Here is a 26,257-nt window from a genome sequence, read left to right as displayed (position 1 = left end):
ACCGGGGGCCGCGGGTGAAGGAGACACCGTGAAGTACCTACTGATCCTGAACATCAACCCCGACGTGCTCGGCGCGCTGCCCGAGGCGGACCAGCAGGCCATCATGAGCGGGCACGAGAAGTTCATGGAGGCGATCAAGGCGTCGGGCGAGTTCCACAGCACGGTCGCGCTGCAGCAGCCGGCCCAGTCGGCGGTGGTCACGGTTCGGGGCGGGGTCCCCGCGGTGACCGACGGGCCGTTCGTGGAGTCGAAGGAGTTCCTCGGCGGCTACTACCTGGTCGACGTCGCGTCCCGGGAGCGCGCCTGCGAGCTGGCCGCGCAGATCCCGGACGCCGCCATCGAAGGGCTCGGTGTCGAGGTCCGCGGCGTGGAGTTCGCGGACGGTCTCTGAGTCGCCAGAAGAAGGCAGACGAAGGGGGTTTCTCCGGCGAGTGCTGGAGAAACCCCCTTGTTTTCTTGAGGTTTCAGTCGGTCTGGTCGTCGAGGTTCGCCTCGGCGGCGTTCTTCTTGATCGACTCGATCCCGTTCAGCGCGGAGGCCTTGGTCTTGTAGCTCTCACTGCTGGTCGCGATCACTTCGCCGTTGCCGGCCTTCAAGCGGAACCGGAACTCGCCGGACTTGTCCTTGTACAGCTCGAACTTCCCCGCCATCGGTGTACCTCCATAGAGACCATAGAAAGTGGTGTCGCTCCGTGTCGGAGCGTAGTCCTTCGAACCCGCTCCGTGCGGTCAGACACCCGCTAGTCGAGGACGCCGCGGATTCCGGCGACCACCAGGTCGATGCCGAGGGTGTAGTACCGATCGCGTGACGACGGGCAGATCAGGGCGCCCGCGGCGGAGGTGATCAGCGGGTACCGCTCCGGCGACAGCGCGCTCAGGGCGGCCCGCTTCTTGCGGAGCGAGGCCTCGCGGGCCTCCGGGTCGCTCACCTCGCGGGCGATCGGGTCCGTGGTGACCAGCGCGATCAGCGAACAGATCGACTGCCGGCCGACCTCGGCCGCGTCGTCGGTGGAGAATCCGCCCTCGATCAGCAGTTCCAGCGCCCGCTCGGACAGCGCGAGGCCGGGCTCGGCGATCAGGATCCGGGTCAGCGTGAGGTCCGCCAGTCGCGGATGCGCCCGCAGCGCGGTGACGAACGCCGTCAGCAGCCGATGCAGCTGCGTGTCCCACGGCTCGTCGGTCGGCTCCGGCAGTACGACGTCCGCGAGCAGGCGGTCACCGAGCGCGGCGAGCAGGTCGTCCTTGTCCTTGAAGTGCCGGTACAGCGCCATCGGCGTGACGTCGTGTTGCGCGGCCAGCTTCCGGAACGAGACGGCGGCCGGTCCCTCGTCGTCGGCGATGGCCAGCGCGCTGTCCACCACCTTCGCCGGATCCAGGCGTCGAGAGCTCTCCTTGGTGATCACGTTGACAAGTTTACACCGTAGACCTAACGTCTACTGCGTAAGCTTACGCCGTATACATACGGTGTAGACAACATGACTCATCGAATGAGGTACGGCGATGCGACGCAGTCCTTGGGCCACCCTGGCGGTGCTGGCTCTCGCGCAGTTCATCGTGGTGCTCGACGTGACGATCGTGAACGTCGCGCTGCCCCACATCCAGGCGGACCTGCACTTCTCCGCCGACTCCCTGCAATGGGTGATCAACGCGTACACGCTGCTCTTCGGCGGCTTCCTGCTGCTCGGCGGGCGGATGGCGGACCTGCTCGGACCGCGCCGGGTGTTCACCGCGGGCCTGCTGCTCTTCGGTGTCACCTCGCTGGTGGCCGGCCTGTCCAACTCGCCCGAGTTCCTGATCGGGGCGCGGGCGGTCCAGGGGCTCGGCGGTGCGCTGCTCTCGCCGGCGGCGCTGGCGATCCTGACGATGACGTTCGCGCACGGCCGCGAGCGGAACATCGCGATGGGTGTCTGGGGCGGTCTGGCCGGCCTCGGCGGCACGCTCGGCGTGGTCGCGGGCGGTGTACTCGTCGACCGGCTGAGCTGGCAGTGGGTGTTCTTCGTGAACGTGCCGATCGTGATCGCGCTGGTCGCACTGATCCCGGTCTTCGTGCGCGACGTCCGGCACGCGACGGGCCGGCGTACCTTCGACACACTCGGCGCGATCCTCGGCACGGGCGGCTTGATGGCGGTCGTGTACGGCGTGGTGCGGTCGGAACCGTCCGGGTGGGGATCGTTCGAGGTGATCGGCGTACTGACTGCCGGTGTCGTCCTGCTCGCGGCTTTCGTGCTGGTCGAGTCCCGGTCGGAGGCTCCGCTGGTCCCGCTGCGGCTGTTCCGGTCGCGGGCGTTGAGTGTGTCGGGCGCTTCGCTGGCGCTGAACGGTGCCGGGTTCCTGTCGATGTTCTTCCTGACTGCCATCTACCTGCAGCAGGTGCGCGGGGACAGCGCGCTCGAGGCGGGTGTGCACTTCCTGCCGATGGGCGGCGCGGCGATTCTCGGTGCGGTGCTCGCGTCGCAGTTGGTGCAGCGGCTGGGCACGCGGACCGTGCAGCTCGCGGGTGCGGTTCTGAGCGTGACGGGGCTGCTGCTTCTGTCGCAGGCCGACGCGACGGGTAGCTACAGCTCGGAGCTGTTGCCCGGCCTGATCATCTTCGGCTTCGGCATCATCGGAGTCGGCGTCCCCGGTCAGATCAGCGCGGTCTCCGAGGTCCGTCCGGCGGAGGCCGGCGCGGCGTCCGGAGTCGTGAACGCGATGTACCAGGTCGGTGGTGCGCTCGGTCTGGCGATCGTCACGACGCTCTCGATCAGTCACACGACCCATGAGCTGACCCACGGGGCCACGCAACTCCAGGCTCTGCAGTCCGGATACGAGCGCGGGCTGATGGCAGCCGCTGTCTTCGCGGTCGCCAACGTCTTCCTCACCCTGGCCACGCCGCAGCTCCAGCCCACCTCGGAGCAGCTCACCGAGGCCACCGCCGCGGCATAAGTTGCCTGCGGCAATGTCTATCCGCTCTACGCTGATCGGTTATGCGAATACTGAGCTGGCCGGACTGCCGCAACGTCAGAGATCTCGGGGGACTACCTACATCAAGCGGTGAACTGCAGGCGGGGCGGTTGATCCGGAGTGACAACCTGGATCAACTGAGCCCCGCCGGCCACGCCGCGGTCGAGGCCGCCGGGATCAGCAGGTTCGTGGACCTGCGCAGCGCGTGGGAGTGCGGGAAGTGGCCATCGCCGTACACCGCCGACCCGCGCTGGCACAACGTCGCACTCTGGGAGCTCGACGACGATGACGTCTCGGAACTGGGAATCTTCGACCAGTACCGCATCCTCGTCGACGACTTCGGCGGCCGGGTGGCATCGGCGGTCGTCGCGATCGCGGATGCCCCACCCGGCTGCGTCGTCGTCAACTGCCACGCCGGCATGGACCGGACCGGGGTCGTCATCGCGCTGATCCTCGACCTGCTCGGCGTACCAACCGAAACAGTTGCCGCCGACTACGAAGCCTCCGGCGCCTCCGCCGACACCATGCTCCGACTCCTGACCCACCTCCACGACAAGCACGAAACAACCTCGAACTACCTGCTGAACTCGGGGGCAACCACTAGGCACCTGGACGCATTGGTTGCCCGCCTCACCGGGTAGCTCCCCGGGTGATCCCCGATGTCTGTCTTCGAGTCGCAGGAAAGGGTGAGGGCATCGGGAAACACAAGAGGAGATCGGGATGCTGGTTCAGGGGATTGTGGCGTTGACGGCGGCGGTGGCGAGTTTCGTGCCGGGGGTGGCTGTTGCTTCGCCGGGGGAGTTGCAGAAGGGGCTGGACGGCGTGGCGGCGATCGGGGCGCTGGCCGAGGTACGGGACGGTGGGGCCGTGTGGCGCGGTAGCAGTGGGGTCGCGGAGTTGGGGAGTTCGCGGAAGGTGCCGGTCGAGGGGCGGTTCCGGGCCGGGAGCATCACGAAGACGTTTGTTGCCACCGTCGTCCTGCAACTCGTTGCCGAGGGGCGCATTCGGCTCGACGACTCGGTGGCGCACTGGCTCCCGGGCGTGGTGCCGAACGGCGAGAACATCACCGTACGGCAGTTGCTGAACCACACCAGCGGTTTGTTCGACTACAAGAACACGTTGCCGATGCCGCCGAGCGCCGAGTTCTACGCGAATCGGTACCGCACCTGGACCGCGGCGGAGCAGATTCAGCGCGCCGTCGCGAACCCGCCGGTGTTCGACAAGCCGGGATCGCGGTACAGCTACTCCAACACCAACTACCTCGTGATCGGCGAGATCATCCGGAAGGCGACCGGCCACACGTACTCCCAGGAGATCGAGCGCCGCCTGATCCGCCCACTCGGTCTGCGCGGTACGACGATGCCAGGTACGTCGACGTACCTGCGTGGACCGCACCCGCACGGCTACGTGCCGAAGGACGGCGGGCTGATCGACTTCACCGAGATGAACCCGACGTTGTTCGGCGCGGGTGGCGACATCATCTCGACGACGCACGACCTGAACCGGTTCTTCGCCGCGCTGCTCGGCGGGCGTCTGCTGCCCGCGCGACTGCTCGACGCGATGAAGACGCCGGGGACCGAGGACGGGACGTACGGGCTGGGCCTGTCGTGGCACGACACCGCGTGCGGGGTCCGGGTCTACGGCAACGATGGCGACGCGCTGGCGTACCAGGCGTACTCGTTCGCCACCGAGGACATCCGCCGGCAGGTGACGGTCGCGGTGACGCCGGACTTCAGGACCAACCCCGACAAGTCGGTCGACGCGCTCGTCGATCAGGCGATCTGCCGATGACCGCTTGCTGCCACGGACTGTGAGATTGTCCGGCAATCGGTTTGGTCCAGGGCCGAAACGGCGACACTGGGATGGATGTCTTGCTGCCATCTCCCGAAGGGGTCCGGGACCTTGGAACTCGCCATGCTCGGTACCGAAGACTGGCCGATCGCCCGGGAGGTCCGCCTCCGGGCGTTGAAGGACTCCCCGTCGGCGTACATCTCGGAGTACGAGGACGAAGTCACCGTCGGGGAGGAGGGCTGGCGGGAGCGGTTCACCCGGATGCGGTGGGTCGTTGCCCGCCACGACAGACGGATCGTCGGTACGGCGAGTTCGGTCCGGGTCGCGGGCCGGCCGGCGTACGAACGGCACATCGAGTCGGTCTGGGTCGACCCGCGGTACCGCCGTACGGGGGTGCTGCGGGCGATCCTGTGGCAGTTGGCCGCGGCCGATCCGGACGTCACCGAGTGGCGGGTCTGGGTGCTGGACACGAACACGGTCGCACAGGAGGTGTACGACCGGCTCGGTTTCTTCCCGACCGGGGAACGCCAGCCGCTCCCGGACGGTTCGGGACGTCGTGAGATCCGGCTACGCGCCGGCCGTCCCCGAGACGCCGGCCAGCTGGCCGTACCCACAGGAGAGCCAGGACGTTAGCTGCAGCTCGGACAGCGCGTCCTGCTCGCTCAGCCCGGACGGGAAGCGGCGCAGCATCTGTTGCCACCGCACCTCGTCCTCGTGCCACTTCTCGATGAAGTCGACACACAGGTCGGGCGTGATGCTCGTAGCCCGGGTCTCCGCGATCTGCAGCGAGTTGCGGGCGTTCTCCATGTCCCGGTAGCTCGCCGGGCTGGCCGTGAACTCGGCCTGCGTGAGCGCCTTGTACGTCGTCTGGATCGTGTCGAGCCGTTCCTCGATGAAGCTCTGCCAGTGGTTCTTCCGGGTCGCGGCGGCGAGCTGGTCCTTGAAGCTCCAGTTCGGCGTCTTGTCGAGCAACCCGTACAGCCCCTCGGCGAGGATGTCGCCGAACTCCTCGCGATCCGCGCGGCCCGGGTCCTCGAACGGCTCGTACGCCTCCTGCCGGACCACGCCGATCTTCGGCAGCGACCGGTCGGCTGCCTGCCGGGCGAAGAAGAACCAGTCCTCGTTGTAGATGTCGGCGAAGAACGACAGGTCGGGGTGCTTCAGGTTCACGCCGAGGGCCGCGCCGCTGACGAACACGTCCTGCCCGAACCCAGCCAGCCGCCGGGCATGGCAGACCACCGAGTTGTCCGGGAAGTACTGACTGACCATCGATGCGACCGGATACCGGTCGAGGTACGCCGTCAGCCGCTCGACGTCGCGCTGGTTGAACTGGCTGATGTCGTCGTCGACGAACAGGATCTTGTTCCAGCCGCGCAGCCGGCCGAGCAGCAGGCCGATGTTGCGCTTCACGCTCAGGTCACTCGAGCGGCCCGCCGAAGCCTCGGTGAACTCGCGCCCGGATGTCAACGGCGCGGTACACGGCGGCCGGTAGTCCTCGGGCACCTCGATGACCAGCGCCTGGGCGCCGAAGTTCTTCACGCTTTCGACGCGGGCCCGGACCTGGTCGGCCTGCGCCTGGCGGCTGCACAGGATGACGAGTGGTACCGACAGCTTGATCGACAGCCGAATGACGTTCTGCAACGCGGAAGCCTGGCGCGCGGCCGGTACGACGATGGCGTCCAGCCGGGTGCGTGCGTTCGGGGAGACCTTGACCGCGGAGACGTCGTTCAGCAGTGCAGCGTGGGATTGGCCGTGCGTGACGCGCCGGCTCATTCGTCCTCCTCGTCGGGAGACCATTCGTAGAAACGGTTCTCCGAGATTTCCATGTCAGGAGTGACTGCCTCGCCGTTGACGACCGGGACCCTCAGCAGCAGCCCGAAGGTCCCACTCGGGAACCGGCTGGCCAGATAGGCCTCGTTGCGCTCGCGCACCGCGTCGTCGGTCAGCGCCCGGACGGCGCCCAGGACCCCGCGGCTGTAGACACCGCTGCAGATCGTGATGGTGCGGCTCCGGTTGAACGGGTTCCGCAACCGGGCGAGCAGCGCGACGTCCTCGATGAGCTCCCGGGGAGTCCTGCCGTCCCAGGCGTCCTGCGCCTGGATCTCCTCGAGCTTCGCCTTCGACGGTGCCTCGTCGGGCTTGACGTCCTTGAGTTCCTCCCAGACCGGGCGGTACTCACGACCGTCGCGGGACCGGAAGATCTCACCGTCGGCGAGGTCGTCGACCGACAACTGTTTGATCGGCAGCTCGTTCAGCACGCGCAGCAGGCGTCCGGTGAGTTGGTTCCAGGCGGTGCCGCCGAGCACGACCAGGTGGCCGGACAGATGGTCCGCGCTCACCTCGGACGGCAGTCGGTGCCGGACGCGGAGCTCCGGGTTGGAGGCGCGCACGTGACCCCACATCTCGATCAGGGCGTCGAGGTCGGCGTACTTGTAGAGGCGGGTGTGGTTCGGGTTGTTCTCGTCCGCGAGTGGCGAACGTCCGTCTTTGGGGGCCTCGGGGCAGATGATCGTGATCCGCCCGGACTCGAAGTCGAAGGTGTACGAGCCGTTGCCCGACGGGGAGTCGGCCTGCTGGTGGCGGACGTCGTCCCGGAGGGTGACCAGTTCGCGGTGCAGCTTGGTGAAGGTCTCCCGCTCGGACCCGCTGAGGTCCTGTTCACGGGGCAGCCGCTCGGGCATCGACGGCGTGGCGAACAGCAATGCGTAGGACCGCAGCCGCTCCTCCGGTGGCAGCTTCGGGTTGGACTGCGACTCCCAGGAGCTGATCGTGGCGACGGCGACCCGGGTGTCCGCGCTGAGCGCGCGCGACACGTCCTTCTGGGTCAGTCGCTGCGACTCCCGGAGCTCTCGGAGCCTCCTGGCGAGTCGAACGGCCTCTGGTGAAGGGGCCACTGTTCACTCCCGAAAGGTGGTCAGTCGACCGCGTCGACCACGGATTCGCTGATCGTACACCCGATCTACCCAACTCTACCGAATCGAGCTGTACCTGGACAGCCGCAGATCCTGCACGTGTCGGCAGCCTGAGATTGGTCAACTCACTGCGATTCTCTGGCTACGTTCGGTAGAAATGATACTGGGCGTTGACCTGCAGTACACCTGGTTCTACTTTGGATACTGGGATTAGCTGTAGTCCACTGAACTCCACTGAAGCCGTCCGCGGCGTGGCGACGGGAGATTTTCCGAGGACCCATCACCCAGCGGAACCAGGTGCCCCCATGGATCGATCAGCCGCCGTACCGACGATCGCCACCGGCGACGTCGAGGCGATCCGGGCATTGGAGGCGGGGAACTGGCGGACCGCGCTGCGGCTGCTCGGCGAGGGCCGGGTGGCCGACGCGTACGTCGGGGTGAACCTGCGGACCGTCGCGCGCGCGATGGCATACCGCGCGGCCGGCGAGCACGGACAGGCCTGGGCGACGCTCGGGATCGCAGCGGCGGGAATAGCGCGGCGACAGCCCGGGCTGCCCGTCCTTCCGGCCACAGCGGACGGTGTCACCCGGCTCGCGCTGCCACCCGAGCATGCGGGGGCGGCGTACCGGACGGTCCGGCTGATCTGGCGCGAGCAGAGCGAGCTCAGCAGCCTCCGTCGGCTGGCCGCCGACCGACCCAGTGGGATGCCGCAGGACCGGCACATCCTGGTGCTGGCCTTCGTCGAGTACCTCACCTGGCTCGAGCTCGACCCCGAGACCGGGCTGAGCGAGGTCGCGGACGACGAGGAGCTCGTGGGGCCGCAGGTGTTCGAGTTGCGGGACCGGCGCCGGGAAGGGTTCCTGCGCAGTGCGACCGAGCTGCGCCAGCTGGCTCTTCCGCGATCCGGATCGATGACCAAGACGGTCTGGAGCCGGGCCGGCGGGTACCACGGTCTTCGCCGGCTGGCGCTCCTCGACCTGGCGCAGCGTTCGGATCCGCCCTGGACGGATACGTCCGCGCCGGCGAGCTGCCCGAGCCGGATCGGTGCTCGGATGGCGCGGATGCTGGCCAGGTCCGCGGCCTGATCTTTACCAGCAGGCGCTGTGGTCTTAACCTTTGGAGACCGTCTCCATCCGAGGGCGAGCTGTTCGAGATCGTTGGGCCCGACAACAATCTCGAGCGCCGACCGGCCGCGCGTGAAGGAGGGCCCCGACCTGATGATCGCCCTTCTGGCCGCGCCCACAGTGCGTCTGGTGAAGCCGGCTCCCGCGGATCTCGTGCGGACCGTCGATCTGGCGCCCGGAGTGACGGCCGAGATCGACCTGGCCGATCCTTCGGCCTGGCATGCGGTCGAGGTACGGCGCTGGGCCGACGCGGACCGGGATCTCCTCGAGACGATCCTCGGCGCTCCCGCGGTGCGGGAAGTGGATCGCCTGTTGGCGGCGGGCGCGGCGACGGGCGACGTACCTGTTGATTGTGGTGGGGCGGGTGCGTGGTTGCGGCTCGCGGTCGTCGAGGCGCTGGACTGGTGGTTGCAGGTGCCGCTACGGCAGGGGTTGCTGGATGCGGAGCGGGCGATCGTCCTTGCGCAGGCCGCGAGAACGCTTGCGGGCGGCGAACTTCGGCGTACCCTCGTCGATCGTGCGATCGTCCTCGCGCGCCGGTCCGCTGGCGAGGTCGTGTCTTGTCTGAACGATCTCGCGGACAGATCGTTGCCTCGGGCCCTTGGTGCGGGACTGTCCCGGTTGACCGTTGGGTACGCCGCGTTGGCTCGGGAGGTGGACGGGCCGGATGCCGCGTTGGCGGCTGTTCAGACGGCGTGGGAGAGGCTGCGGGCCGCCGTACCGGTCGGGGGTTTCACGGTTCCCTCGCAGGCGCCGCTGCCGGTTCCTGACGGGGTGGATCCTCGGCAGTTGCGTGCGCGGATCGCGGGGTCCGGCGTACGCCTGATCGGAGCGGAGCGAGGAGCGGCGGTGCGGGTTGTCGTACCGGCGTATGCCCCGAGGCCGTCGGCTGTGGTCGCGGATCGGTTGCTGGTGCGGCTTGTCGATCGGCGCTCGGGCGAGACGCAGGAGCCGGTGCTGTTGACGCTTCGCTCGGATACCGATGAGCCTGTGTTTACAGAGGTTGTGCCGCTGCGTGGGGCTTCGGTCGAGCATCTGCGGGCGGATGTCTTCGACGCTGACAGCGATACGGCGCCGGCTAGGTCGGACGGCGAAGTGCTGCGGCTGCGAAGGGCTCAACTGGTGCTGAGCGAGTGGCGGCGGGCGGTGGCCGAGTCGCGGCTCGCGCGCAGCAGCCGGCCACGGAAGCAACGCCTCAATCGGCTCCTGCAAGCGTTCGGCCCTGGTGCCGAGCCGCTCTTCTCGGGTGGTCCGGCTCCCCTGGACATCGCGCAGTTCCTCGAGGGCACCGCGACCCATCCATGGTTCGCCAGCACATCCGCGGCCGGCTCTCTCCTGACTGCTGAACTGGCTGTCGGCCAGTGCCGTGACAAGAAACGTTGAGTTCGTCCATCAGCTCAGCGCGTCCCCCGGTTATCCGACCCTCGAGGGTTTCCCCAGCCATCACCCCGGCCAGGCACCCAGGCCAGGCACCCAGGCCAGGCACCCAGGCCAGGCATTCGAGCGGTTCACCCCTGATGTTGTCCCTGAGCAGTTGGCATGCCGCGTGGGAACGGACCATTTCTGAGGTGAACCACTAAAACGGCGCCACGACGGCGCGTGTAGAGCCGACTGAGGTCGTCGCTGTCAGGGACGCCAAGGGGCCTGACAACCGAAAGGTTTCTTGACGTGGCACTAGTCAGTCGGTGGTGCCGCTGCGGCACCGTTGTTCGCCCTGTGTGCACAGGTCATCGCGTAATAGAACACGCGCCGACCGTCCACACGAGGAGCGAGCATGACCGTCGTCTCTCGAGCCAACCGCCGCCGAGCGAGAATCTATCCGACGCGTGAGGGGTACGGCGGTGCGCGCGCCACCCGCCACGGTGCGGATCTCGCCGCGGGGCGCGGGCCAACTCGCAGTACCGCCACCACTGCTCGTCGCGCGCCCACGCGCAGCAGGGCGGGCACCACCGGCCGGTACCTGGCGCCGGTGCTGCTCAGCCGCCGTCCTGGCACCCGAGCGCGCGGTCGGCAGTCGTTCATCCTGTGGTTCTTGATGGCGGCCGACCTGGCCACGGTGATCTGGATGTACTCGCTCGGTGGGTGGCTGGATCACGCGTCGAAGTTGACCGCCACCGCGACCTTGGGTGGACACCATTACCTCGTGCGCGCGGTTGCTGCGGTCGCCTTCACGACCCTGGCGACGGTGGCAATCCTCAGTGACGGCTTCATCCACCTGACCCGCCGCCTGAGCGTCTTGAAGACCGTCGCCTGTGTCGTGTCCGTTGTTGCGCTCACGGGTCTCGTGGCGCTGCTCCTGGCGACCCTCCTCAGCAGGCTGGTCTTCGGGGCTTTCCGGCCGTGATCGGTCAGTCGCGCGCGCCGAGGCCGCGGTCGGTGTCTCGCTGGGGCGACTTGGCGGCGGGCGCGGTAGCCGGCTTGCCGTTGGCGGCCGCGGCGGCCGGCGCGACGCCACCGGCGTGCCGTTGCGTTTCCTGCATCTGGTGGAAGTGCCACCAGACCAACGTGCCGCTCAGCGCTTCGGCGGCCTCGTGCGACGCTGCCTGAGCCACAGTGCGGTACGAACCGCGCATGAGCCGCTCGAGCCCTTTGCCGGCCAGTTGGCTGAGCCGACCGGTGGATCCCTCGGATTCGATGGTGATGCTGGAGTCGATTCTGCGGGCCGCTTTCAGACTGGCTTGCTCGGCGGTTGCGGATCGTTCGGGCTCCGGGATCCGGTCGAAATGCCGGCTGCCGTTCATGTTCGCCTCGATCGCGGTGCGCAGGCGTTCGCCAGGCGCTGCCGCTTCCATCCGGTGCAGCAGCTCGGCCGGCGGTAGGCTCGGCGGCGCGAACTGCTCGGCCACCGTCTCGAGCACCGCTCGCGGCGCCCAGCGTTCCACTCCCGCGACGAACTCCCGGTCCTGCGGCGTGATCGGCTTCGGTGGCGGCGGGGTGAACGAATTCTCCATAACTCGGCAGGCTAGCCAGTCCACCGGTTCACGACGGCCTGACCGGTCAGGCGGCTTGTGAGACGGCGGCGGCGATCGCGGCAGCCGTCTGTCGGGGCGCCTCGTCGGGGAGCAGAAACACCGATCCCGGGATCGTGACCAACGTGACGTTCGGCGCCGCTTCGAGGGTGGCGCGCTCGGCGTCTGTGAGCCCGCCGTCCCCTTTCTCGGCGTGGACCACCCACACCGGCCGGCCGGACGCGGCCAGCAGGCCGGCGTAGTCCCGATCGGCGTCGATGTAGTCGAGGTACTTGCTGCACGTCCGGACCGAATCGCCGGCCCGGTTCGCCTTGAGGTCCTGGATGAGATCCCGCTTGTGCGCATCGGGCGTCTTGGATGACCGGGCCATCAGCGGCAAGCCCCGCAGCAGCAGGGCCATCGGCCAGCTGCCGACCTTCTCCGACGCCCGCACCACGCCTCGGAAGAAAGCGGCCTCGTCAGCGGTCGTCAGGCTGATCCCGAGCAGCACGACCGGCCCCTGGAACTCACCGGACAGCAGCATCTCCATCGCCACCGTCGCACCGTGGGAGAACCCAACGACCACGTCACAACCGTGTTCCTTGGCCACCTGACACGCCTGCCGCGCCAAGGCCGGAATCGACGCATCACCGACCAACGGCGCCCCTGCCATCCCCGGCAACGTAGTAGCCACCAGCCGAACACCGGCCAACGCCTCGTCGCCCATCACCAGATCGAACGACCGCGCCGCGTTGGCCCCACCCGGCAACAGCAGAACTCCCCGCTCCGCGTCTGCCGGGCCCGCACCAAAGATCTCCCAGGCCTCCCGCATGACAACCTCCCCCGAACAACTCTCCTCTCGACGGTACGACCCCGGACTCCCGCCGAGAAGCCCATTGAGCCACGCCCGTTGGGGCGAGAGAGCTACGTTCGAATTGTGGGCGGTTGGAGGAACATCTCGCTGCTCGGCGGCTGGTTCCCGGTGACGGTGCAGGTCGTCGCGGCCGGTGCGCTGCTGCTTGCCGTCGGCTGGCGGGACCACCGGTGGCGGTGGCGGGTGCTACCGGTCGTGGTTGTTGCTGCCGTGCTCCTGGCCCTGCTGGCGGCGTATCCGGGCGCACGGGCGATGCGGCAGGTGGATCCGTTGCCCTTCGCGGTGTGGTTCTGGCTGGGAGCGGCAGCCGGCGCGTTGCTCGTACTGGTGGCCGGGTGGCGCAGCGCGCGGTGGTGGAGACGCGGTACGGCGCTGCTCGCCGCGGCGCTCGCCGCGTTCGTGTGCGCTAACGGGATCAACCAGTTCGTCGGCTACTACCCGACGCTCGGCGCCGCGATCGACGATTGGACTCACGCCCCGCTGCCGGGTCAGACCACGCTTCCGAGCGCAGTTCGCGCTGCTGGCGCCGCGAGAGTTCCGGAGGCCGGGAAGCTCGTCGCGGTGACCGTGCCGGCGACGTACAGCCACTTCGTCCACCGGCAGGAACTCGTGTACCTGCCGCCGATCTGGTTCGTCGGCCATCGCCGTCCGGTCCTGCCGGTCGTGGAGATGATCGGCGGCCAGCGCGGTGGCCCGGGCGACTGGGTACGACTCGCGAACGCCGTACAGGTAGCCGACAGTTACGCGCGGCTGCACGGTGGCTACGCGCCGATCCTCGTGTTCGCCGATGCGACGGGCCACTTCAGCAACGACACCGAGTGCGTGAACGGCCCGAAGGGAAATGCCGCCGACCACCTGGCCCGCGACCTCCCGGCGTACGTGCAGAAGACCTTCGGCGCCTCCCGGAATCCGCGGCAGTGGGCGGTCGCCGGGTTCTCGATGGGCGGCACGTGCTCGATCGATCTGGTCGTCAAGTACCCGAACGTGTTCAACCACTTCGTCGACATCTCCGGCGACCTCGTGCCGTACACGGGCACTCGTGCACAGACCTTGCAGGACCTGTACGGCGGAAGCGTCGCAGCTCGGCGTGCCAACGAGGCACTCTCCGTCATGCAGGCACACGGGCATTACTCGAACGTCAGCGGCGTGTTCCTCACCAGCGCCGACGAACCCCGCCATCAGCGGGAAGCGCGACAACTCTCCGAGGCGGCGGCGAAGGTCGGAATCCGGTCCCGCGTCGAGATCAACCCAGGCACACACACCTGGCAGTTCGCCGCCCCCGCCTTCGCCTCCACATTCCCCTGGCTGGTCACCGAACTCACCACCCCGACATCCCCCCGCGCCTAGGCCAGGCCGTTCTGTCCGCGGGCCGCGATGAGCGGGGCGAAAGACCTGGCGGCTTCCTGTACTTCCGAAGATAATCTGGGTTCGTGGGAGAGATGAACATAGTCTTCGCGGCGCCGGACGACGAGACCGCGATCGCGGAGCTCGGGGACTGGCTGGAGAGTCCTCCTGTCCACAATGACGATGGACTCCGGCCCGAGGCACTGGCCGAGTTGGAAGCGCTCCTCACCGGCCGGGACAGCCAGAAGATTGCGGCGGACCCCAGGCACTGCGTCCAGATCACTGAGATCCTCGATGAGGGCTCCGGCGGCGTGGAGGCCGGCCTCGTGACGGTCACCGACACGCTCACCCATGCGCTGGCGGTCGCGGATACTGAGACGCTGTCAGCGGCAGCGGCGTCGCACGGCGAGTACGTCGTCCAGGGACTAGCCATCGTCGCGCGCCACGCGGCAGCCAACGGCCACCACATGTACAACTTCTGGTACTTCTGACCCGATACGGCCGGCCATCCACCTGTGGCTGCGGCGTTGCCGTTGATCGCCCCCGACGAACCCCCTTCACCGACCAAACCCGAGCCCTCACCTTCATCACTTTCTGAGGTACGGGTACGGCGTGAGACGTATGCCGGTGTCCGCGGCGATGACGGGCCGGTCGCCGAGCGGCTTGCTGAGGGTGACGACCGCGGTCGATGTCATCCCGACGTCCGCAACGCCAGGGAGCAATGGACCGTGACTGCCGCCGATGACCACCAAATCGTCGTACTCGACGACGTGGGCTCGTAGGTCGGTCTCATGGAGTCCGTGGCTCAACTCGAAACTGAGGGTCCTGCCGTCGACCCAGTCGAGAACGCCGACGCGGAGCAGACCCTGCTCGAGCCGGGCGAGACCGGGTAGCGGGTCGGGCCACTGCAGCGACTTGAGCACGCCCGCAGGGACTGCGACGGCGACAACAGGTCTCGACAGGCCTCGCACCGTGAAGGACCAAGCCGGCACGGTCGCCCGTCCATGGCTGGTCTCCACGTCCGTCGTCGTCAACGAGCCGCCGGTGATCGTGAGCGTTTCGCAGCTCGGCATCCTCTCGCACATGTCGTTCGGCGGCCCGATCGCCTCGGTCAGAGCTTGCTGAGCTTCGAGCACCGGCATCGTCTCGTTCGACCCATCCGCGAAATCGACTCGCGTCGTACCACCTTCCGCGAACTGGACCCCGTCCGCGAAGGCAACCCGCCCGGACAACCACGAGATCTTCTGCTGCGAGGTGTCGAACCCGAGCCCCGGCGTCCGCGTCGAGTACAAGAAGATCCCGGTCACCGGCGCCGGAATCCCCGCCGCCCGCACGACCCGCGCCACGACTCCCGCGCGCTCCACAAACGCTTGTGTGGGCGGAGCCTGCGGCACCAGATCACCGCTCGGTGTCTTCCACGCCGGCCGAGGGGCCGGCGTACTACTAGGCGCAGAGCCCGGCGCGGCCTCGGACCCACACCCTCCGAGAGCGAGCACCAGCACCACCCCCAACCACACCTTTCCCGCCATGTGGCCGAGTATTCACTTCCCTTCTAGGCCCCTCAAGCAGCGAGGTTTGATGCGCTGACCGAGCCAGTCCCGTCACCTTGCGCTCCCACAAGACGGCCCCGTTGATGGGCTTCGTTCGAGCCCGACGACCCCAAGCCCGAACGCAGACCTGTACCAGCGGAAGACGCTTGATGAGATGGCTACCGGAGACGTTGCTGAACCAGCGGGAGGCTCGGCGGTTCCCAGAACAAGAAACCGCAGGTGAGAAAGGTGGAAACATGTGGGGGCGAGTTGGGTGCTGACGGGCATCAGGTCAAGCGCCGCCAATAGCCGACGACGCCTCGACTTGGGAGCCGGCTTTCATCGGCCACCCAGCGGGAGTCGCAGTCCGGGCAGTCCCAGGTCTCGCCGGTAGCGCCGAGGTCGGGGACGGTACAAGGGTGCTCATCCTTGGCCGAGCGGATCTGGAACGGCTCGCGCATCACACCTCATCTCTCGCATTATCCCGGCCTCCGACGGCCAGCAATGCGGGTTCTCTGTCACTCCTGGCCAGCACGTCAAGTCCGCCGGGCGGCGCTGTACACCCCCGCTGGCCGTCCTATCAGTTGACCTATCGCCGGGACAGCCGGGACAGCTCGTGTCCCGCTCCCCGAAGGCAAAACCGCAGGTCGCAGCACCTGCCGGGACAGCCAGGACAGCCGGGACACGTTCCTGCGCGGTGGGAATTCTCGTCCCCAGGCCCTCCCCGATTATTGGATTGCCGCTCAGGTGCGGCTTTGGGATGGTGCAGTGAAGTTCGACGTCTGGGGGCCGTTGTGTCTGTATCGGCATCGGCACGCTGGCGGCGGGAGATGGTTCGGCCGCTGCTGCGTGCGTACGCAGGTGAGCCTGCCGTGCAGGCTGTCCTGCTGAGTGGCTCGACCGCGCGCGGGACCGCCGATCGCTGGTCGGATGTCGAGATCGGCGTGTTCTGGCAGACGCCACCGGAGGACTTCGACCGCTCAGACCTGGCTGCGTCCGGTGGAGCCCTGGACAGCCGGCTCTTCGGGTACGACGAGGAGGAGCAGGTGTGGTGCGACGACCTGTACCTCGGAGCGCCTGGCCCGGAAGGGCTCCTCGTCGAGGTGGTTCACACGCTGACCGAGTCGACCGAGCAGCTGCTCGACAGCGTTCTGGTTGCGCATTCTCCTGATCCGGTAGGGCTAAATGTCGCCGACGGGCTGGTTGACGGGATCGCGTTCCACGGCGCCGAACTGATCGACGGATGGAAAATGCGCGCGACGAGTTATCCCCGGAAACTCGCGGTTGCGGTGGTCGAGTCGGCGGGCGTCATCGACCACTTCTGGCGGTGGGAGATGCTCGTCGACCGCCGCAATCCCGTTCTGTTCGCCGGTCTGCTCAGCTCGGCCAGCCAGCAACTGCTCACGATGCTCCTCGCGCTCAACCGAAGGTACGGGCCCAAGCCCAAGTGGCTCGCGCACCTCAGCGACACGCTCGCCGTCGCACCTGTCGATCTCGGCGAGAGGCTGCGGCAGGTCTTCACCGTCGAGCCACGTGCTGCAGCGCACAGCCTCGCCGAACTCGTCGAGGAAACCTTCACCCTCATCGAGGCCGAACTTCCGGAAGTGGACGTCGACCGACTCCGGACCATCTTCCGCCATCGTCGGCCGCCACTCGACGGACCTCCCGGCGCGCGCCGTCGGACCTAGCGTCGGCCATACACGAGGATCGGCCGTCCATCCGAATCCGTCGTCTCCGTCTCGACCTGCACGCCCGGCCTCTCCGGCGCTCGTCGCGAAGGCAGCTCTCCGGGTTGATGATCGCACCACGTGGCCGGCGGACGGTGTCGGCCAACTTCGTGTCCGGTGCGATCCCAACCGCGATGGCCCATGGTCGAGCACCGAAGTCGATCGTCCCTGCTGACAACGTGAATCCCCTCAGGTGCCTACCCCGAGGTGGCGACTGCTACAGCTATTGCTGCAGTTCACAGGTTCGCGCCTGCGTTGATGGAGTAAATTCGCAGGTCAGAAAGGTGGTCAGGGGCCGTCTCGAACCGCCGACCTCCGCTTTTCAGTTCGACGGCTACCTGGAGCGACTAATCTCTTCATCGTTCAGCGCGTAGAGCTTAAACATCATCGGAAGACCTGCGACCAGACGTGTTTCCACCTCGACCTTCGGCACGAGTCCCAGCTCTCCGAGTTCTCGGATCGATCGGCTGATTGAGGTCCGGCAGCAGCATGCGGAGTTGATCGACTGCGGGGTGAGGCGACCGCGCCGGATACGGTCGATCGGCTCCTCGAGTGCGCCGAGGAATGTTTCGCAGGTCAGGCCGGCGAAGTCGATGCGTACGGCGGCCTGCTCGACCGCCTTCTCCATGTGAGGACGCAGGCTGACCGCGTGGCCCGTCTGGTCGCGTACCTACACGCCACTGCCCACGTGGCGAGTCGTTCTGCGGAAGGGGACTTTCGGCCCGGGCCGCGGCCAGAGCGCGTTAGCGACCGGTTGCCTCATCCTGGGGGGCGAAGTAGTTGGTGAGCATCTCGGTGGGCCAGGTGGGCTGATGGATGGGGCCTCGGGGGGCGAACTCGGTGAACCAGGGTTTGATGTCTAGGACCGGGCTGCCGTCTACGGCGTCCAGGTCTTCTACGTGAAGGTCTAGGCCGTCGACTCTTAGGAGGCGGCAGCGGGAGACGCCTAGCCAGTTGAGGCGACGCATGTTGCGGTGGGCGAAGACGCCGGCTTCCGGCCAATTGGGGTTGTTACGGGCTGAGCGAGCGCCTAGATGGAGGTCGGATTGGTCGGTGAGGTGGAAGTAGAAGACGACCTCGATGTGGGAGAAGTCTTCGAGGCCTTTGGTGGAGTCGGGGCCGAGTCGTGGGTCGTCGATCCGGATGATCGCCTTGGTGCCGCCCCAGTAGTCGTCGGTTGGTTCGGTTCGGCCGCCGATGACGTGGGCGACGGGGTGGAGAGTGATCGACTGGTCGGTCATTGGGTCCCTTGTCAGCGGTCGACGGCGGCGAGGTATCTGGAGGCTCGGGTGTCTAGTTCGGCGACGGAGCGGATGCCTTTGGCCCGGTAGACGGAGAGGCTGGAGCGCATGTCGCGGACGGCTTGGCGGGCTCGGCCTAGCAGTAGCCCTATGTTGCTACACCAACTGCTACACCTGCCGCTCACCGCTTCCCCTACGTTCCAGCCCTTGGCCTGCAATGGCCGGAACATAGGGGAAGCCAGGGTGGCGGCAACGTGATCATCAAGGAGCGCGTGCGCAACGTCGTTGGCGCTGGCGACGTCGGCCTGACCCAGGTCGTCAAGGCTGTCCAAGCCTGGATCCCGAGCCGGTTCACAAGCGACGACTTCCAGCGCGCATGGAAGAAGCTCGAGTGTCCGGCGCCGACCAACTCACTGCAACCGGAGCGGACCGACAAGAAGCACCTGAGAGACTGAGGACTACAGCACTCGTCCGGATCTAGCCGATGAGGGCGCACCGGCCAGGTGTTCTAGCGGAGGTCGTCTGGCGGCTGGAGTCCGAAGCGCTCGCAGAGCACCGCGACATCGTGCCGGTCGATCTCACGCAGCTCGTAGCCGGTGTGGTTCTGCAAGGCGAACTCAGGACGTTCGCACTTAACCAATACGCCGGCAATCTCACCCTCACCCGAGAGATCCTCGTGGGTGAACATGAACGGCGCGTTGAGACTGCCATAGTGAAGTCGGTCACCGCTCAGAGTCTCGTAGAGGTGGAGATCTACGCGACGGCTGTGGCCGTCATGCAGGACGAAGTTCCACGGACGGTCGCCGGGCCAGGGGTAGAGCCGATCGACTCCTTGGTCGGCGAAGGCTGCGACGAGACCTTCGAAGTCAACCGCGTCTACCCAGATGTCGAGATCTAGATGTTCCCGAGTTTGTTTCCCTACCAGCGCATCGACAGCCCAACCTCCGCCGACGCAGGCTGCGACTCCGTGCTCCTGCAGGGCCGTTATCAACGTGCTCGCCGCTTCTGGCGGCATAGCGTATTCCGTCACGCGCTCAGACTTTCACGTCTGGCAAACTCCGTTACTGCAGCCGCGCCCCGTGGCCGGAGCTGGAAGTCTGCGTGGCCGCGGAGCCGGGCAGCGATGCACGATTTGCCGCGATCCGCGGGCAGATCTCAGGCGGCGAACGTGACCAGGCTGCGCGAGACCACGAACGTGGATCGATCAGATGCAGTCATGACCCCGTGCTCGAGGGTGACCGTTACACGGTCCCCATCAACTCGGCCGATAGAGCAGTCGATGTCCAGATGTCCGGGGACGGCAACGTCGCCGGCGCTGAGGACCGGCTCCTTGTCGACCAGAAGGTGTGCCTTGCCTTCCACATCCGTGAGGCGAACTTCGAGCACACGCGGAAACGAGTCCTCGTCGACCCATCGCATCGCCTCGACCTGAACCCAACCCACCGAGCGATAATCGCACGCACTTGCCGCGACGAGTGCACCTAATCCAGTGGCGGGCAGGCGAGCCGGCATCCCGGCGCGGGGGACTCGCGCTGGTCGTGCTCAAACTCGTAAGCACACTCGCCGCACATACCTTCGAAGTCGTTCCCAGTGCCGGGATGCTCACACCACGGATGACGACACTCCGCACAGAAGCCCAGGTGCCGGAGCCGCCGGGCTCGCTCCCGACGCTCCCGATACCGTTCCAGCAAGCTGCTCACGGTAATGAGGATGCCTCAATTCGCGTCCGGACAAGTCGCGATCCGGTCGTTCGCGAGGTGCGTCTTTCGGCCGCGTGTCCGGCTGGTCCGCCAACTCACCAGGGCTGGATGCCGGTGTCGTCGCGGAACGTGCCGCTCGGTCCATCATCGGGCAGGGTCGCCAGCTCGAGAAAGATCGCGGCGCCCTGCTCGGGCGTACGGGTCCCCCGGTGACCGTTGAGGTCGGTCGCGACGAAGCCCGGGCATCCTGCGTTGACCAAGATGCCAGTGCCGACCAGCTCCTTGGCGTATTGGATCGTGATGGCGTTGAGGTAGGACTTGGTCGGCGAGTAGGCCCCCGAGATCGGCCCGATGGCCTCGGCCTGTGCCGTCTGCAGGGTGAGTGAGCCGACGGTGCTCGAGACGTTGACGATGCGCGGCGAGGAGGAACGGCGCAACATGGGCAACATCGCGTTGGTGACCCTGATAACGCCGACGACGTTCGTGTTGACGACCGCGAGGACCTGCTCGGCGCTGACCTTCGTCGGCTCCTGTGGCATCCCGCCGGTGATGGCGGCGTTGTTGACCAGGACGTCGAGCCCACCGAGCTCCTCGAGCTGAGCCGCCGCGCCGGCGACGCTCAGGTCCTCGGTCACGTCCAGCGGTACGCCGAACACGTCCAGCCCGCCGGCGCGGAGCTTTTCCACGGCCTCTTCGCGGCGACCAGTGTCGCGGGCGCCGACGCCGACGCGGAACCCAAGCCGCGCGAGGCCGGCGGCTATCTCGTAGCCGATGCCCTTGTTGGCGCCGGTGACCAGGGCGGTCGGCTTCTTCTCGGTGCTGTTTGCTGTCATGCCTTTGATCTTGTGCTCGGGCAGTGGCCGGCTTCCAACACCGATCCGGTGGAGGCCGATACCGCACGGGTATGAGGGCAGGTCAACGGCGTACGATCACGGCGTGGAAACCCGGGAGCTGCGCTACTTCGTGACCGTCGCCGAAGAGTCGCACGTAGGCCGGGCCGCCGAGCGGCTGGGTATGGCGCAACCACCGCTGTCGCGAGCCATTGCGAGACTGGAGCGGCGCCTCGGGGCCGAGCTGTTCATCCGTGGGCCGCGGGGCGTGACGCTCACAACCGCCGGCCAGACCCTTCTGAGAGAGGGGAGGGCAGCTCTCGCCGCGGTCGAGGCGGCTGAGCGGCGCACCCGCCGGACCATTCGGACAAGCCCGGGCCCGGGCACCGTGGTGCTCACGGCCAAAGCCGGTGCGTCCAGCGAGCTGATGGCCAAACTGCTCGACGCCTTTGCAGTCGAACCCGATGCCGTCGACGTCGAGGTGGTGCTGAGCCCACCCGGACACCAAGCCGCGATGCTGCGCGACGGACGCGCCGACGTCGCGATTCTGCACCGACCTTTCGACGACACCAGCGGATTCGACGTCGACACGCTTGCGGTCGAGGACCAGGTCCTGATCCTGCCGTCCGGTCACCCGGCGAGCACGCAAGCCTCGATGACCCTCGCCGAGGCGACCTCGATCGCGGGCCTTCCCATGCCGCGCTGGCCACACCTGGATGGGACTTACCCCGACGGGCCGGGCCCCGAAATGCGCGACCTGACGCAGATTCTGCAACTTGTGCGGCTGGGACGCGCGGCGATCATGCTGCCGGAGTCGGCGCGCACCAACCTCCACGACGGGCTCGCCATCGTGCCCCTGTCCGACGCGCCGCAGGTTACGACCGTCATCGCGTGGCCGCCCCACAGCACCTCCGACGGTGTAGCGGCGTTGGTACGCACCGCAGCGAACTTGTGAGAGGTTGCGTCGTACGCGAATCGGTCTTACAACCGGTGAAGCGCGCCGGTTGTGCCGTTCACCTCGACAGCCAGCGCCTTATCGCAGCGATTGACGCAGTGCCGTTGAAGCGGGGACGCAGCGTCCGGACATGCCGCCATCCGGAACGTGAGGCGCCTGATGACGTCGCGCAGCGAGCGGCTGTGTATGAGGCGCCGGGCTTGGTCGCTGAGGAAACTTGCGTCGAGGATCTTCGAGTCGAGAGCGCCAAGCTCGCGGACCGCACCGCACGTTGAAGGAGACCGGATGACCTGTGGCACGCGTCACCGCAAGAGACTCCCCGGGCGGCTGCAGGAAACCTTCACCTGAGGTCTACTGCAGCAACGTCGTTACTGCAGTAGGTGGGTGATTCGGATCGTTTCCGACGCAAATGTGAAGGTCAGAAGGGTGGTCAGGGGCGGTCTCGAACCGCCGACCTTCCGCTTTTCAGGCGGACGCTCTACCAGCTGAGCTACCTGACCGGGGAGAAAATTCGGCGGCGGTGTTTTTGACACCGCCGCCTTCTCCTGGCGACCCAGACGGGACTCGAACCCGCGACCTCCGCCGTGACAGGGCGGCACGCTAACCAACTGCGCCACTGGGCCTCAATGACTCGATGATCCTACAGCATCTTCGAGCCTCTTCTTGCACCGGCCTTTCGGCCGTATCCCCAACGGGATTCGAACCCGCGTTACCGCCTTGAAAGGGCAGCGTCCTAGGCCACTAGACGATGGGGACTCGGACCCGCGGGAGCCGAAGCTCCAGGGACAGCCGTAAGCATAGAGGACGCCGCGCCAGCTTCCAAAACGAGATACTGGCGGGGTGATCGAGATGAGCCGGACCGCCTTCGAGGAGCTGGTCGCGCAGGCGCTGGACGAGGTGCCGGAGGAGCTGGCGGCGCTGATCGACAACGTGGCGGTGTTCGTCGAGGACGAGCCGCCGGCGGGCGAGCCGGAGCTGCTCGGGATCTACGAGGGCATCCCGCTGACCGAGCGCGGGCACTACTACGGCGGCGTGCTGCCGGACCGGATCACGATCTACCGCAACCCGACCCTGAAGATCTGCGCGACCGTCGACGACGTCGTAGATGAGGTGAACATCACGGTCGTGCACGAGATCGCGCACCACTTCGGCATCGACGACGCCCGCCTGCACGAACTCGGCTACGGATGAGCCGACCGAACCCGAGCCGACCGGACCCGAGCCGACCGGACCCGAGCCGACCGGACCCGAGCCGACCGGACCCGAGCCGACAGAGCCCCAGCCGACCGGACCCGGGCAGGCGAAATCCGCGGTACGGCGGACGCCTCTGCCGTACCGCGGAAACCTCGGTTCAGGACCGGTTGAGCAGCAGCTTCCACGGCATCAGCGCCGACTCGAGCTGCACCTTCAGGCTCATCTTGGAGACACCCTCGGTGCGCTCCTCGAAGCGGATCGGCGTCTCGGCGATCTTCACGCCGCGCTTGACCGTCCGGTAGTTCATCTCAACCTGGAACGAGTACCCGTTGCTGGCGATCGACGCGACGTCGATCCAGCGCAGGGTGTCCGCCTTCCACGCCTTGAACCCGGCGGTGGCGTCCTTGACGTGCAGCCGCAGGATCGCGTTCACGTAGAAGTTCGCCCAGGCGGACAGCGCTCGCCGGTGCCAGCCCCACTCGGCCGCGGCGGAGCCGCCGGGTACGTACCGGGAGCCGATCACGACACCGGCGTCGGTGGTCCGCAGGATCCCGACCATGGTCGGGATCACCGAGGCGGGGTGCGACAGGTCGGCGTCCATCTGGATGACGATGTCGGCACCCTCGTCGAGCGCTCGGGTGATGCCGGCGACGTACGCGCGGCCGAGGCCGTCCTTGACGGTCCGGTGCAGTACGCCGACCTTCTCCGGTGACTCCTTCGCCAGTTCGTCGGCGAGGTCGCCCGTGCCGTCGGGGGAGTTGTCGTCGACGACGAGAAGCTCCAGGCCGGGCAGGTTCAGGTCGGACAGCAGCCCGGCCAGCACGGGCAGGTTCTCCCGCTCGTTGTAGGTCGGTACGACGACCACGATTTTCGCTAACTCACCCATGACTTTCCTTCGTCGGAGACACCGGACGCTATCGCATCGCCGGTTTAGGGTCGTGCAGGTGATAGCGCTTGGTGTCGATGTCGGTACGACGAACCTGAAGGTGTGCCGAGTTCCCGACGGGCCGGTCCGTTCGGTCCGTACGCCGGACGATGCGGAAGCCTTGCAGCACGCCGTACGGCGGTTGGTCGCGGAGCTGTCGGAGGGACAGCGCATCGATGCTATCGGGATCACCGCGATGGCCGAGACCGGCGTACCGCTTGATCAGGAGTTGCAGCCGCTGACCGAGCTGATCACCTGGCGTGACCAGCCGGGTGTGGAGCAGGCTCGGCAGCTCGCGTCAGAGCTGGGCGCGGCGGCGTTCTACGGGCGGACAGGTCTCAGGCTGAGCGCGAAGCTGCCAGTTGTGACCTGGCGGTGGCTGCGAGACACGCATCCCGAGCTGCTCGCGCGGACGCGGTTGTGGGCCGGCGCGCCCGATCTGGCGCTGGCCGCGCTCACCGGCGGCTACGCGATGCATCTGACCCACGCCCAGCGGCTCGGCGTTCTGGACCTGCGGAACCGGGTCTGGGACGAGGAACTACTCGAGTACGGCGGTCTGGACCGCTTGCCTCCCGTGGTCGATCCGATGACGGTCGCCGGGACCACGCCGGACGGCGTACCCGTCGTGCTGTGCGGTCACGACCATCTGGTTGGTGCATGGGCTGCCGGCGTTCGGGAGCCCGGTCAGGTCGCGGACTCGCTCGGTACGGCGGAGGCGATCATCACCCCGAGTTCGGGCCTGGTACTGGACGACGCGCTCCGACGGCAGGGCATCAGCATGGGCTGGTACGTCGACGGGCTGCACGGGTGCGCGGTCTCCGGGAACGGTGCAGCAGGCGGGCTGGTCGAGCAGCGCCTCGCCGTACTCGGGCAGTCCTACTCGTGGCTGAACGACGTACTCTCGCCGGTCGGTACGCCGAGTGAGAGCGTGATCGCTCCCTATCCGCAAGGCCGTCAGGCGCCGGCGCCTGATCCGACATCGACGTACGACGTGACGCGGCTGGTCGACGATCCGGCCGAGGAGATGCGGGCGCTGGTGGACGCGCTCAGTCTCCACGCGCGCTGGATGGCGGAGGAGCAGACGCGGCTCCTCGGGATCGGGTGGCGCAGCACGGTCGCGTTCGGCGGCCCGGTACGGCTCAGTGGATGGATGGAGCGGAAGGCGCTCGCGTCCGGTGGGCGGGATTTCGCCGTACTGTCCGGTGCGGCGACCGCCGCCGAAGGGGCAGCGTTGATGGCAACCGAGGTGGTGACGGGAGAGCCCGCGGAACCTTTGCGGGCAAGGGCTTTCGAGATCGATCCACAGTTGGCCGCGACATGGGATGGCGCATTCTGGCATCGATTCCATAAACTGCTCGGGTGAGCTCTCCGACGCTTGACGCCCTCGCGTACCCCGACGGCACCTTCGCCATGGTGGCCATGGATCAGCGCGAGAGTCTGCGCACGATGCTCGCCGACCGCGGCCGGCCTGACGACCCGGCGGCGATCCGGTCCTTCAAGGCCGCCGTCGCCGAGCATCTCGCCCCGCTGGCCTCCGGCTTCCTGATCGACCAGGGGTACGACGCACCGCCCGGGCGACCCTGGATTCTGGCGGTCGACGCACTGGTCCAGGATCGCGGCGGCCCGGTGACCGACACACACCTGGACGAGACCGTCGACCCTCAGCGCGGTCGCGATGCCGGCGCGGTCGCGCTGAAACTCCTGGTCATCTGGAAACGGGACGGTCAGCAGACCCGACGGCTCGAGATGGCCGAAGAGTTCGTACGACGCTGCGCCGCCGCCGGACTGCTCTCGGTACTGGAGCCGGTCGCGCAACCCGTCGACGGAGAGCAACACTTCGATCTGGACACCGCGATCCTCGAGGCGGCCGAGGCCCTCGGTCCGGTCCGCCCGGACCTGTACAAAGCGCAGGTCCCGAGCCGCGGAACGGGCGATCCGGACGGCATCGTGGCCACCTGCCGGCAGCTTTCCGCGCTGCTGCCTGTCCCTTGGGTCGTGCTGTCCAACGGCGTGGCCCGCGACGACTTCCCTCGCGCAGTCGAGCTGGCCTGCCGCGGCGGCGCCTCCGGCACCCTCGCCGGCCGCGCCCTCTGGACCCCCGCCCTCGACGCAGCCGACCCGGCCGGATCTCTGGCGACCACCTGCCGCGACCGCCTCGCGCTGATCGCAGACATCGTCCACGAGCACGCCAGGCCCTGGCGCAAAGCCACCAGCTGAGATC

At 67.5% G+C, this 26,257-nt stretch carries 29 protein-coding genes and 3 tRNA genes; 16 read left to right on the top strand and 16 right to left on the bottom strand.

Translation table 11 applies throughout. The annotated features are described in order from the left end of the window. Positions 1–28: 28 nt before the first annotated feature. Entirely contained in the window at positions 29–391 is a 363-nt protein-coding gene (locus ACFYRH_RS02050) for a YciI family protein (protein ID WP_387766627.1), read from the top strand. 73 nt (positions 392–464) lie between these two features. Here the strand turns inward: ACFYRH_RS02050 and ACFYRH_RS02045 are convergent, their stop codons facing one another. Continuing rightward, positions 465–650: a YegP family protein gene (locus ACFYRH_RS02045; RefSeq protein WP_344188618.1), complete on the bottom strand. Its 186-nt coding sequence runs from the start codon at positions 648–650 to the stop codon at positions 465–467. A gap of 89 nt (positions 651–739) precedes the next feature. Further along, on the bottom strand, positions 740–1,402 hold the full coding sequence (locus tag ACFYRH_RS02040) for a TetR/AcrR family transcriptional regulator (protein ID WP_387766624.1): 663 nt from the start codon (positions 1,400–1,402) through the stop codon (positions 740–742). 97 nt (positions 1,403–1,499) lie between these two features. On the opposite strand from ACFYRH_RS02040, the gene ACFYRH_RS02035 reads away from it, so the two are divergent. The 4 genes from ACFYRH_RS02035 (at position 1,500) to ACFYRH_RS02020 (ending at position 5,366) form a co-directional block, all read left to right on the top strand. Further along, positions 1,500–2,924 (top strand): DHA2 family efflux MFS transporter permease subunit, encoded by a 1,425-nt coding sequence (locus ACFYRH_RS02035; RefSeq protein ID WP_387766621.1) that lies wholly within the window; start codon positions 1,500–1,502, stop codon positions 2,922–2,924. Between the two features lie 41 nt (positions 2,925–2,965). Next, entirely contained in the window at positions 2,966–3,583 is a 618-nt protein-coding gene (locus ACFYRH_RS02030) for a tyrosine-protein phosphatase (protein ID WP_387766619.1), read from the top strand. A gap of 79 nt (positions 3,584–3,662) precedes the next feature. Beyond that, complete coding sequence (locus ACFYRH_RS02025) at positions 3,663–4,733, top strand: serine hydrolase domain-containing protein (protein ID WP_387766616.1); 1,071 nt, start codon at positions 3,663–3,665, stop codon at positions 4,731–4,733. 123 nt (positions 4,734–4,856) lie between these two features. After that, entirely contained in the window at positions 4,857–5,366 is a 510-nt protein-coding gene (locus tag ACFYRH_RS02020; RefSeq protein ID WP_387766613.1) for a GNAT family N-acetyltransferase, read from the top strand. Here ACFYRH_RS02020 and ACFYRH_RS02015 read toward each other — a convergent pair. Together ACFYRH_RS02015 and ACFYRH_RS02010 are read right to left on the bottom strand one after the other, a co-directional pair. Further along, the gene (locus ACFYRH_RS02015; RefSeq protein ID WP_387766610.1) at positions 5,301–6,506 is read right to left on the bottom strand and encodes a hypothetical protein; all 1,206 of its coding nucleotides are present in this window, start codon (positions 6,504–6,506) and stop codon (positions 5,301–5,303) included. The two genes, ACFYRH_RS02020 and ACFYRH_RS02015, sit on opposite strands and share 66 nt — an antisense overlap. Beyond that, positions 6,503–7,627, bottom strand: coding sequence for a hypothetical protein (locus ACFYRH_RS02010; RefSeq protein WP_387766607.1), 1,125 nt, complete (start codon positions 7,625–7,627; stop codon positions 6,503–6,505). Before ACFYRH_RS02010 ends, ACFYRH_RS02015 begins: the two co-directional genes overlap by 4 nt. A gap of 323 nt (positions 7,628–7,950) precedes the next feature. Between ACFYRH_RS02010 and ACFYRH_RS02005 the strand changes: the two genes are divergently transcribed. The 3 genes from ACFYRH_RS02005 (at position 7,951) to ACFYRH_RS01995 (ending at position 11,113) form a co-directional block, all read left to right on the top strand. Beyond that, on the top strand, positions 7,951–8,730 hold the full coding sequence (locus ACFYRH_RS02005) for a hypothetical protein (protein ID WP_387766604.1): 780 nt from the start codon (positions 7,951–7,953) through the stop codon (positions 8,728–8,730). A 132-nt stretch (positions 8,731–8,862) separates the two neighbouring features. Further along, positions 8,863–10,152, top strand: a complete 1,290-nt coding sequence (locus ACFYRH_RS02000; protein ID WP_387766601.1) for a hypothetical protein — start codon at positions 8,863–8,865, stop codon at positions 10,150–10,152. Positions 10,153–10,543: 391 nt separating this feature from the next. After that, the gene (locus tag ACFYRH_RS01995) at positions 10,544–11,113 is read left to right on the top strand and encodes a hypothetical protein (RefSeq protein ID WP_387766598.1); all 570 of its coding nucleotides are present in this window, start codon (positions 10,544–10,546) and stop codon (positions 11,111–11,113) included. Positions 11,114–11,117: 4 nt separating this feature from the next. Here ACFYRH_RS01995 and ACFYRH_RS01990 read toward each other — a convergent pair whose 3' ends face one another. Both ACFYRH_RS01990 and ACFYRH_RS01985 read right to left on the bottom strand, forming a co-directional pair. Then, positions 11,118–11,720 carry a hypothetical protein gene (locus tag ACFYRH_RS01990; RefSeq protein WP_387766595.1) on the bottom strand — a complete coding sequence of 201 codons (603 nt, stop codon included), beginning with the start codon at positions 11,718–11,720 and terminating at the stop codon, positions 11,118–11,120. 46 nt (positions 11,721–11,766) lie between these two features. Next, entirely contained in the window at positions 11,767–12,549 is a 783-nt protein-coding gene (locus tag ACFYRH_RS01985) for an alpha/beta fold hydrolase (protein ID WP_387766593.1), read from the bottom strand. Positions 12,550–12,654: 105 nt separating this feature from the next. On the opposite strand from ACFYRH_RS01985, the gene ACFYRH_RS01980 reads away from it, so the two are divergent. Further along, positions 12,655–13,938 (top strand): alpha/beta hydrolase, encoded by a 1,284-nt coding sequence (locus tag ACFYRH_RS01980; RefSeq protein ID WP_387766591.1) that lies wholly within the window; start codon positions 12,655–12,657, stop codon positions 13,936–13,938. Between the two features lie 83 nt (positions 13,939–14,021). Continuing rightward, positions 14,022–14,426: a hypothetical protein gene (locus ACFYRH_RS01975; RefSeq protein WP_387766589.1), complete on the top strand. Its 405-nt coding sequence runs from the start codon at positions 14,022–14,024 to the stop codon at positions 14,424–14,426. A 96-nt stretch (positions 14,427–14,522) separates the two neighbouring features. Here the strand turns inward: ACFYRH_RS01975 and ACFYRH_RS01970 are convergent, their stop codons facing one another. Beyond that, a complete protein-coding gene (locus ACFYRH_RS01970) occupies positions 14,523–15,299 on the bottom strand; it encodes a hypothetical protein (protein ID WP_387766586.1) in 777 nt (258 codons plus the stop codon). Between the two features lie 1,037 nt (positions 15,300–16,336). Between ACFYRH_RS01970 and ACFYRH_RS01965 the strand changes: the two genes are divergently transcribed. Continuing rightward, the gene (locus ACFYRH_RS01965; RefSeq protein ID WP_387766583.1) at positions 16,337–17,152 is read left to right on the top strand and encodes a hypothetical protein; all 816 of its coding nucleotides are present in this window, start codon (positions 16,337–16,339) and stop codon (positions 17,150–17,152) included. A gap of 373 nt (positions 17,153–17,525) precedes the next feature. Here the strand turns inward: ACFYRH_RS01965 and ACFYRH_RS01960 are convergent, their stop codons facing one another. Beyond that, on the bottom strand, positions 17,526–17,819 hold the full coding sequence (locus tag ACFYRH_RS01960) for a hypothetical protein (RefSeq protein WP_387766580.1): 294 nt from the start codon (positions 17,817–17,819) through the stop codon (positions 17,526–17,528). A 115-nt stretch (positions 17,820–17,934) separates the two neighbouring features. Then, positions 17,935–18,432: a TrmO family methyltransferase gene (locus ACFYRH_RS01955; RefSeq protein ID WP_387766577.1), complete on the bottom strand. Its 498-nt coding sequence runs from the start codon at positions 18,430–18,432 to the stop codon at positions 17,935–17,937. A 254-nt stretch (positions 18,433–18,686) separates the two neighbouring features. Between ACFYRH_RS01955 and ACFYRH_RS01950 the strand changes: the two genes are divergently transcribed. After that, on the top strand, positions 18,687–18,887 hold the full coding sequence (locus ACFYRH_RS01950) for a hypothetical protein (protein ID WP_387766574.1): 201 nt from the start codon (positions 18,687–18,689) through the stop codon (positions 18,885–18,887). A 53-nt stretch (positions 18,888–18,940) separates the two neighbouring features. Here ACFYRH_RS01950 and ACFYRH_RS01945 read toward each other — a convergent pair whose 3' ends face one another. The 3 genes from ACFYRH_RS01945 to ACFYRH_RS01935 form a co-directional block, all read right to left on the bottom strand. After that, a complete protein-coding gene (locus ACFYRH_RS01945) occupies positions 18,941–19,462 on the bottom strand; it encodes a nucleotidyltransferase domain-containing protein (RefSeq protein WP_387766571.1) in 522 nt (173 codons plus the stop codon). Positions 19,463–19,587: 125 nt separating this feature from the next. After that, the gene (locus tag ACFYRH_RS01940; protein ID WP_387766568.1) at positions 19,588–19,875 is read right to left on the bottom strand and encodes a hypothetical protein; all 288 of its coding nucleotides are present in this window, start codon (positions 19,873–19,875) and stop codon (positions 19,588–19,590) included. Positions 19,876–20,227: 352 nt separating this feature from the next. Further along, positions 20,228–20,965 carry an SDR family oxidoreductase gene (locus tag ACFYRH_RS01935; RefSeq protein ID WP_387766565.1) on the bottom strand — a complete coding sequence of 246 codons (738 nt, stop codon included), beginning with the start codon at positions 20,963–20,965 and terminating at the stop codon, positions 20,228–20,230. A 103-nt stretch (positions 20,966–21,068) separates the two neighbouring features. Here ACFYRH_RS01935 and ACFYRH_RS01930 point away from each other — a divergent pair, with 103 nt between their 5' ends. After that, positions 21,069–21,917 carry a LysR family transcriptional regulator gene (locus ACFYRH_RS01930; protein WP_387766562.1) on the top strand — a complete coding sequence of 283 codons (849 nt, stop codon included), beginning with the start codon at positions 21,069–21,071 and terminating at the stop codon, positions 21,915–21,917. 427 nt (positions 21,918–22,344) lie between these two features. Here the strand turns inward: ACFYRH_RS01930 and ACFYRH_RS01925 are convergent. The 3 genes from ACFYRH_RS01925 to ACFYRH_RS01915 all read right to left on the bottom strand — a co-directional run bounded on the left by ACFYRH_RS01925 (position 22,345) and on the right by ACFYRH_RS01915 (position 22,673). Then, positions 22,345–22,417, bottom strand: a tRNA-Phe gene (locus ACFYRH_RS01925). A gap of 46 nt (positions 22,418–22,463) precedes the next feature. Continuing rightward, positions 22,464–22,540 (bottom strand) — tRNA-Asp (locus ACFYRH_RS01920). A 60-nt stretch (positions 22,541–22,600) separates the two neighbouring features. Next, positions 22,601–22,673 (bottom strand) — tRNA-Glu (locus tag ACFYRH_RS01915). Between the two features lie 93 nt (positions 22,674–22,766). Between ACFYRH_RS01915 and ACFYRH_RS01910 the strand changes: the two genes are divergently transcribed. Beyond that, entirely contained in the window at positions 22,767–23,108 is a 342-nt protein-coding gene (locus ACFYRH_RS01910; RefSeq protein ID WP_387771668.1) for a metallopeptidase family protein, read from the top strand. Between the two features lie 160 nt (positions 23,109–23,268). On the opposite strand, the gene ACFYRH_RS01905 is transcribed toward ACFYRH_RS01910, so the two are convergent. Next, on the bottom strand, positions 23,269–23,997 hold the full coding sequence (locus tag ACFYRH_RS01905) for a polyprenol monophosphomannose synthase (RefSeq protein WP_387766559.1): 729 nt from the start codon (positions 23,995–23,997) through the stop codon (positions 23,269–23,271). Between the two features lie 58 nt (positions 23,998–24,055). Between ACFYRH_RS01905 and ACFYRH_RS01900 the strand changes: the two genes are divergently transcribed. Next, complete coding sequence (locus tag ACFYRH_RS01900; RefSeq protein ID WP_387766556.1) at positions 24,056–25,399, top strand: L-fuculokinase; 1,344 nt, start codon at positions 24,056–24,058, stop codon at positions 25,397–25,399. Then, positions 25,396–26,253, top strand: coding sequence for an aldolase (locus ACFYRH_RS01895; protein WP_387766553.1), 858 nt, complete (start codon positions 25,396–25,398; stop codon positions 26,251–26,253). Before ACFYRH_RS01900 ends, ACFYRH_RS01895 begins: the two co-directional genes overlap by 4 nt. The last annotated feature ends 4 nt before the right edge of the window (positions 26,254–26,257 follow it).

This window comes from Kribbella sp. NPDC004875, assembly GCF_042873375.1.
Taxonomy (GTDB): domain Bacteria; phylum Actinomycetota; class Actinomycetes; order Propionibacteriales; family Kribbellaceae; genus Kribbella.
This window is presented reverse-complemented; position numbering and strand designations above follow the sequence as displayed.

Coding starts and splice junctions, on each gene's coding strand:
- ACFYRH_RS02045 (WP_344188618.1), bottom strand. CDS start 650: ATGGCGGGGAAGTTCGAGCTGTACAAGGACAAGTCCGGCGAGTTCCGG.
- ACFYRH_RS02035 (WP_387766621.1), top strand. CDS start 1,500: ATGCGACGCAGTCCTTGGGCCACCCTGGCGGTGCTGGCTCTCGCGCAG.
- ACFYRH_RS02030 (WP_387766619.1), top strand. CDS start 2,966: ATGCGAATACTGAGCTGGCCGGACTGCCGCAACGTCAGAGATCTCGGG.
- ACFYRH_RS02025 (WP_387766616.1), top strand. CDS start 3,663: ATGCTGGTTCAGGGGATTGTGGCGTTGACGGCGGCGGTGGCGAGTTTC.
- ACFYRH_RS02020 (WP_387766613.1), top strand. CDS start 4,857: ATGCTCGGTACCGAAGACTGGCCGATCGCCCGGGAGGTCCGCCTCCGG.
- ACFYRH_RS02015 (WP_387766610.1), bottom strand. CDS start 6,506: ATGAGCCGGCGCGTCACGCACGGCCAATCCCACGCTGCACTGCTGAAC.
- ACFYRH_RS02005 (WP_387766604.1), top strand. CDS start 7,951: ATGGATCGATCAGCCGCCGTACCGACGATCGCCACCGGCGACGTCGAG.
- ACFYRH_RS02000 (WP_387766601.1), top strand. CDS start 8,863: ATGATCGCCCTTCTGGCCGCGCCCACAGTGCGTCTGGTGAAGCCGGCT.
- ACFYRH_RS01995 (WP_387766598.1), top strand. CDS start 10,544: ATGACCGTCGTCTCTCGAGCCAACCGCCGCCGAGCGAGAATCTATCCG.
- ACFYRH_RS01990 (WP_387766595.1), bottom strand. CDS start 11,720: ATGGAGAATTCGTTCACCCCGCCGCCACCGAAGCCGATCACGCCGCAG.
- ACFYRH_RS01985 (WP_387766593.1), bottom strand. CDS start 12,549: ATGCGGGAGGCCTGGGAGATCTTTGGTGCGGGCCCGGCAGACGCGGAG.
- ACFYRH_RS01960 (WP_387766580.1), bottom strand. CDS start 17,819: ATGGAGAAGGCGGTCGAGCAGGCCGCCGTACGCATCGACTTCGCCGGC.
- ACFYRH_RS01955 (WP_387766577.1), bottom strand. CDS start 18,432: ATGACCGACCAGTCGATCACTCTCCACCCCGTCGCCCACGTCATCGGC.
- ACFYRH_RS01935 (WP_387766565.1), bottom strand. CDS start 20,965: ATGACAGCAAACAGCACCGAGAAGAAGCCGACCGCCCTGGTCACCGGC.
- ACFYRH_RS01910 (WP_387771668.1), top strand. CDS start 22,767: ATGAGCCGGACCGCCTTCGAGGAGCTGGTCGCGCAGGCGCTGGACGAG.
- ACFYRH_RS01905 (WP_387766559.1), bottom strand. CDS start 23,997: ATGGGTGAGTTAGCGAAAATCGTGGTCGTCGTACCGACCTACAACGAG.